General features: G+C 34.6%; 5 protein-coding genes. 4 read left to right on the plus strand and 1 reads right to left on the minus strand.

The features are described 5' to 3' along the window. Positions 1 to 765: class I SAM-dependent methyltransferase (locus P8M54_RS10095; RefSeq protein WP_300287700.1), on the plus strand; the 765-nt coding region annotated here is incomplete at its 5' end. A gap of 65 nt (positions 766 to 830) precedes the next feature. Here P8M54_RS10095 and P8M54_RS10100 read toward each other — a convergent pair. Continuing rightward, positions 831 to 3,641 carry a pitrilysin family protein gene (locus tag P8M54_RS10100; protein WP_300287701.1) on the minus strand — a complete coding sequence of 937 codons (2,811 nt, stop codon included), beginning with the start codon at positions 3,639 to 3,641 and terminating at the stop codon, positions 831 to 833. Positions 3,642 to 3,969: 328 nt separating this feature from the next. Here P8M54_RS10100 and P8M54_RS10105 point away from each other — a divergent pair, with 328 nt between their 5' ends. The 3 genes from P8M54_RS10105 to P8M54_RS10115 form a co-directional block, all read left to right on the plus strand. After that, positions 3,970 to 5,229 carry a DUF5103 domain-containing protein gene (locus P8M54_RS10105; RefSeq protein WP_300287702.1) on the plus strand — a complete coding sequence of 420 codons (1,260 nt, stop codon included), beginning with the start codon at positions 3,970 to 3,972 and terminating at the stop codon, positions 5,227 to 5,229. Between the two features lie 74 nt (positions 5,230 to 5,303). After that, positions 5,304 to 5,690 (plus strand): Co2+/Mg2+ efflux protein ApaG, encoded by a 387-nt coding sequence (gene apaG, locus P8M54_RS10110; RefSeq protein WP_300287703.1) that lies wholly within the window; start codon positions 5,304 to 5,306, stop codon positions 5,688 to 5,690. 167 nt (positions 5,691 to 5,857) lie between these two features. Then, positions 5,858 to 6,434 (plus strand): aldehyde dehydrogenase family protein (locus P8M54_RS10115; protein WP_300287705.1); only part of this gene is annotated, 577 nt, incomplete at its 3' end.

Raw genomic sequence — 6,434 nt, forward strand, 5'->3', positions numbered from 1 at the left:
ATGAAAAAATTATTTAAACTCGTACTCAATACCATTCCTCGTCCCTTATTAATTAGATTGAGCTATGTGGCACGTCCTATTATTGCTTTTTCTCTAAAGGGAGATAAATTCACTGATCCTATTGATGGCAAAAGTTTTAAATCGATGCTGCCGTACGGTTATGAAACGCAGCGAAACAATGTGCTTTCACCAAGTACACTTTCGCTGGAAAGACACCGTTTGTTATGGTTGTACCTAAATGATAAAACCGACTTTTTTACAGCACCTAAAAAAGTACTACATTTTGCTCCGGAGCAAGCATTTTACAAACTATTTCGCAATCAAAAAAACTTAGATTACACAACAACCGATTTGTTTTCGCCTCTGGCGGATGTGAAAGCGGACATTTGCAATTTGCCTTTTAAAGACAATCAATATGACGTAATTCTTTGCAACCACGTTTTAGAGCATATTCCGGATGATACAAAAGCCATGCAGGAATTGTATCGTGTCCTGAAACCAGGCGGAATGGCAATTTTACAAATTCCGCAGGATTTAAAACGGGCTACCACTTTTGCAGATGATACGATTACCGATCAAAAAGAACGCGCAAAGATTTTTGGTCAATACGATCACGTACGTATTTATGGTCGTGATTATTTTGATAAATTAAGAAGCATTGGTTTTACGGTAGTAGAAGAAGATTACACCAATACCATAGCGCCTGAATTAGTAGAAAAATATTGTTTAGCCAAGGGAGAGATAATTCCGGTTTGTTTTAAATAATAGCTTTTATAAAAAAACCTGCTACAATTACTTGTAGCAGGTTTTCAGTTTTATGACCTGTGTTTTTATTTTTTTTCAGGCATCAACATTCCAATAACTTTATCTTTAGTAAGGTATTGTTTTGCGATATTCTGAAGATCCTTAGCAGTAACTGCATTAACCATTTCTTCAAACTTTAAAATGTCTTCTGGACTGTTTCCATTTGTGTATGATCTTGTGAAATTTGACAACCAGTATCTGTTTTCCTTACTGTCTTTTCTAAAATCAGCCAATTCACCTTCCTTAAATTTAGCTACATCCTTTTCTTCTGGACCCTTGTCGATAATATTTTGTAACTCTTTTAATGCTGAAATGGTTAATTTCTCAGCATTCTCTGGTCCACAAGGAAAACCAATCGTGAAATTATAAGATCCATTTGGGATTTTATTCATACTTCCTCTTGCAGATACTCCATAAACACCACTTTCATTTTCGCGCAATTGCTCTACTAACTTGATTGTCAAAACCTCTCCTAAAGCTTGCATACTCATCGCATCTTTAGCTGAATATTTAGCATCACCATAGAACATGATGGTTACATTACTTTTCGGGTCTGTTCCTTTGTTTACTACTTTTTTCAAGTCACCTTTTAGCATACGGTATCCAAGGTCAACTGTTTTCTCTTTTTTATCAGTAGTGGGTAATGACGCTAGATATTTAGTAGCATAAGCCTCCATAGTAGCATCATCTACATTTCCTACAAAAAAGAACTCAAAATCTGCCGCGTTAGCAAAACGCTCTTTGTATTTATTGTAGGCCAACTTATAATCGGTGTCAGCCCATGATTTTTCGGTAGGCATAATTCCGTTAAATCTTGGGTTTTCCTTGTTCAAATAAGTATAAAACTCTTGTTGAAAAAAGTTTTGAGGTTGTGCAGCCATATTCTTGAAAAAACTTGATTGCTTTTGCTTGAAAGCCTCAAAAGCTTCTGGATCTAGATTCAAATCGGTAAAATAAGCATAGGTCATTTGGAATAAATATTCTAAATCTTTTGGTGTCGCATTTCCTCTTAAACCTTCAGTACTATTCCCTATATAAGGATTGACACGGGCTATTTTCCCTGTCATGAACTTATTAATGTCATTCAATTTTAATCCAGAGAATCCGGCTTCCGCCAAAGCTCCATTTGCAAATTGAACTTTTTTCATTTCCTCATTTGAGTATAAATTAGATCCACCAAGACTAACCGCTTCAAAAAGAACTTCATCATTTTTGAAATCAGTATTCTTATAGGTTACTTTTACGCCGTTTGATAAAATTAGTGTTTTTGTACCAATTTTAGCATTGCTTTCACGACTTACAATACTTCCCGCTTTTACTTCATTTCGAAGCAAACTGCTAGCTACGGCTACATCTTCATACGGTTTTAACTCATCTGTATTTACTTTTAAAGCATCTAATACTTCTTGTTCAGTAACTTTTTTTAACCCTGCTTTTTCAGGACCTGTCAATACAATGACACGATTATCCTCTTTTACATATTCTTTGATCAAACCATTTATATCTTGTACGGTAATCAAAGGTAGTATTTGTTTTAAAGTTTCATAAGTCCATTCAATTCCAGGAACAGGTTCCTTTTCTAAAAAATTAGCTTGCAACTCACCAACAAAATTTATTGAATTGGTTTTATTTCTGTCATTATAGGTTTTTTCAATCGAAGCCAAAAATTCTGACTTTGCACGGTCTAATTCTGCTTGAGTAAAACCAAATTTCTTTGCTCTTTCATTTTCAGTTACTAAAACTTTAAGAGCACTTAATTGCCTATCCTCCTGAGACATGGCAACTGATTGATATCCTTTTTTAGTTCTGGCAAAAGTACCACCGTAATAAGAAAACCCGTAAGTAAATGGAGGTGTGGCTGAGTTGGTAAGCTCATCTAATCGTGAATTTAGTGCAGTCGCAAACAATCCTTCTACAACAGAATTTTTAAAATCACCCAATGTTTTCATTTGCTTAGGACCGCTATAGTCTTTATAAAGTAACTGAACTTGTGCACTAGACGCTTCTTTATCACTCTCGACTGCTACAAAAGTTTCTTTGTGATTAGGCACGTCATATACCTTTCTTGGTTTTTCTTTTGATGGATTCTTATAGGTCGAGAAATGAGCGATGATTTTCTTCTCCATTTCGGCAACGTCAATATCACCCACAACAATAACACTCATCAAATTTGGTCGGTACCAATCTTTGTAAAAATTAATCAATGACTGGTGTTTAAACTTTTCAAGGACTTCTTTCTGACCGATTGGCAAACGCTCTGCATAATGAGAATCATGCATCATTTTTGAAATGTATCGCCCCTGCATTCTTTTACCCGCTCCTAACCCTAATCTATATTCTTCTAGCACTACGCCTCTTTCTTTGTCAATTTCTTCGGGTGTTAAGACTGTATTAAAAGCCCAATCTTCAATAATTTGAAATCCTTTCTCTACTTTTTCAGGGTCATCTGATGGAATAGGTAAAAAATAAACGGTTTCATCAAAACTGGTATACGCATTTAAATGCTGTCCGAACTTCACGCCGATACTTTGCAAATAATCGACCAATTGGTTTTTAGGAAATCTTTTAGTTCCATTAAAACACATGTGTTCCATAAAATGTGCCAATCCTTGTTGATCGTCAGTTTCTAGGATGGAACCAGCATTAACTACTAACCTAAGGTCTACTTTCTTTTCTGGTTTGGAATTTTTCTTGATGTAATAGGTCAAGCCATTTTCTAATTTACCTGTTTTTACAGTTGAATCAAACGGAATCGCTTTTGAATAATCCATTTGCTGTGCAAAAACAGCTACAGGAAATAACATTGCTCCGAGTACTACTTTGTTAATTTTTTTCATATGTTTGGTTTGTTTGAAGTAAAAATAGGACGATTACTCTTAATTCTTAACAACCTTTTGATTTAATTAACAGAAAATACACACAAATATTATTTTCCTTAAACAATAAACAAAATTGCAAAAACAAAAAAATCTGAATGTTCATTACGAAAACTTATAGGTTGTCATATAGAAGACACCATAGTGCCTGAATTATTAGAAAAATAGTTTTTAGCCAAGGGAGAGATAATTCCGGTTTGTTTTAGATAATCTACCTGAGTGAATTCATAAATGGCATAATAATAGCACTATTTAATTAGTTATATTTGCAATTAGGAACTCATACCGTATGCTTAAATCATTTATCAGAATAACAATCGTTTTGCTATTTTCACTACAGTCTGCTTTTTCACAAGTAGAAAATGAAATAGCGCCGCCTTATAATATTAAGACAGTTAGCTTTTTGCAGGATAATCAAAATGTCGTTCCTATATTTCCCTTAGGTAATGGTTTTCAATTTGTTTTCGATGACCTATTTGGCAACGAAGCCGATTACTACTACGAAATTGTTCATTGCGATTACAATTGGGTACCCACTGCAATTCCTAAAAACGAATACTTACAAGGATTTGACAACCAACGAATCCAAGACTACAGCAACTCATTCAATGCGCTGCAACTTTATTCGCACTATACCTTATCCCTACCCAACAAGTTTACCCAACAACTATTGATTAGCGGTAATTATATTTTAAAGATTTTAAATGAGGACAGAGAAGTCCTATTCTCAAGAAAATTCATCCTTTACGAAGATCTAGCTTCGGTTCCAATTCAAGTAAAACGAAGCAGAACATTGAGCAATATAGAACAGAAACACAACCTCGATTTCAGCATCAACTCAAGCACGATCAATTTTCAAAATCCATTGAAAAACATAAAAGTGTTACTAATGCAAAACGGAAAAATCAACAATGCTATTAAAACCATTGTACCACAATACACAATTGGCAATCAATTAGTGTATAAATACGACAGTGAAACCCAATTTTGGGCTGGAAACGAATTCCATTATTTTGAAAACAAGGATATAAGAGCCGCTGGTAACAATGTCTCTCGATCGGATTCTAGTACAGCCATTTACAGTTCACTGCTTTATACAAATACGGCAAGAGCTAATTTGCCCTATACTTTTTATCAAGATGTCAATGGTAATTTTGTTGTAAAAAATATTAATGGATTTAACAATGCAATTGAAGCCGATTATGCATGGGTTTACTTCTCACTTTCGGCACCTGCTTTTCAATCAGACAAAGATATTTATGTAGTTGGAATGTTTAATAACTACAGCTTGACTCCCGAGTTCAAAATGGAGTATAACAGTAAAAAAGGCCTTTATGAAAAGGCGATTTTAATCAAACAAGGTTTCACCAATTATGAATATACTATTGCTGATGCAAAAGGCAAGATTGATTATGAAGACGCCATTGACGGTAATTTTTATCAAACTGAAAATGAATATACAATTTTAGTTTATTACAAGGAAAGTATTGATCGATACGATCGCGTAATCGGTAAAGGAAATGCTAACTCGATCAATATTATCAATTAAAAAACAAAAGTAGCAAGACCTATTTAAAATCAATTTACGTATTTTTGATAATCTCTCACTTTAAGTTCGTCATTATGGTATCTCAAATAACAAGCGGCATAAAAATATCTGTAGTAACTAGTTTTGAAGGTACCTACTACCAAAACTACAAACTGCAATATGCCTTTAGTTACCACATCACAATAGAAAACCATAGTAATGACACGGTCCAGCTCATGACTCATCATTGGGATATTTATGACTCCTTAAACGATAAAGAAGAAGTTGATGGTGAGGGAGTCATTGGCAAAAAACCAATTTTAAGACCTGGTGAACAACACACTTACAGTTCAGGCTGTTTACTCTCATCGCCTTTTGGAGGTATGAAAGGGTATTTTAATATGGTCAACTTCACGAGCACTCGAAACTTTAAAGTAGCTATCCCTAACTTTAAATTGGCTGCTCCATTTGCACTTAATTAAAAACCCTTTATAATATTTTCTAGCTTCTTCTGTTTTATTTGACAAGATTGTAATTAATCCTTTGTACTTTTGCTGTATCACGAATTATTCAAACTATTTTTGAGTAGTTTGTTGTTACAATTTTCTAATCTTATCTGTCTCATAACAGATTTAAAAATTACAATATCATGCTAAAAGGATTTTTTCACGTACCAAAAGCGGTAAATGAACCAGTAAAAGGGTACGCACCAAATTCACCTGAAAAAGCAGCCGTACAAGCAGCTTATACTAAAATGTGGAATTCTAAAATTGACGTTCCTTTGTACATCGGAAGCGAAGAAATTAGAACCGGAAATACAAAAAACATGACGGCTCCTCACGATCACAAACATATCGTAGGAACTTATCACCTAGCTGAAAAATCACATGTTGAAAAAGCTATTGCAAATGCATTAGAATCTAGAACAGCGTGGGCAAACATGGCTTGGGAGCAACGTGCAGCTATCTTCTTGAAAGCAGCAGAGCTAATTGCAGGACCTTACAGAGCTAGAATCAATGCAGCGACAATGATCGCGCAATCTAAAAATATTCACCAAGCAGAGATTGATGCTTCTTGTGAGCTGATTGACTTTTTACGTTTTAACGTAGAATTCATGACTCAAATTTATGCTGACCAACCAGCATCGTCATCAGACATGTGGAACCGTCTAGAATACCGTCCTCTTGAAGGTTTTGTATACGCGATTACACCCTTTAACTTTACAG

The organism is Flavobacterium sp., from assembly GCF_029242675.1.
In the GTDB taxonomy this organism is placed as follows: domain Bacteria; phylum Bacteroidota; class Bacteroidia; order Flavobacteriales; family Flavobacteriaceae; genus Flavobacterium.

Coding starts and splice junctions, on each gene's coding strand:
- P8M54_RS10100 (WP_300287701.1), bottom strand. CDS start 3,641: ATGAAAAAAATTAACAAAGTAGTACTCGGAGCAATGTTATTTCCTGTA.
- P8M54_RS10105 (WP_300287702.1), top strand. CDS start 3,970: ATGCTTAAATCATTTATCAGAATAACAATCGTTTTGCTATTTTCACTA.
- apaG (WP_300287703.1), top strand. CDS start 5,304: ATGGTATCTCAAATAACAAGCGGCATAAAAATATCTGTAGTAACTAGT.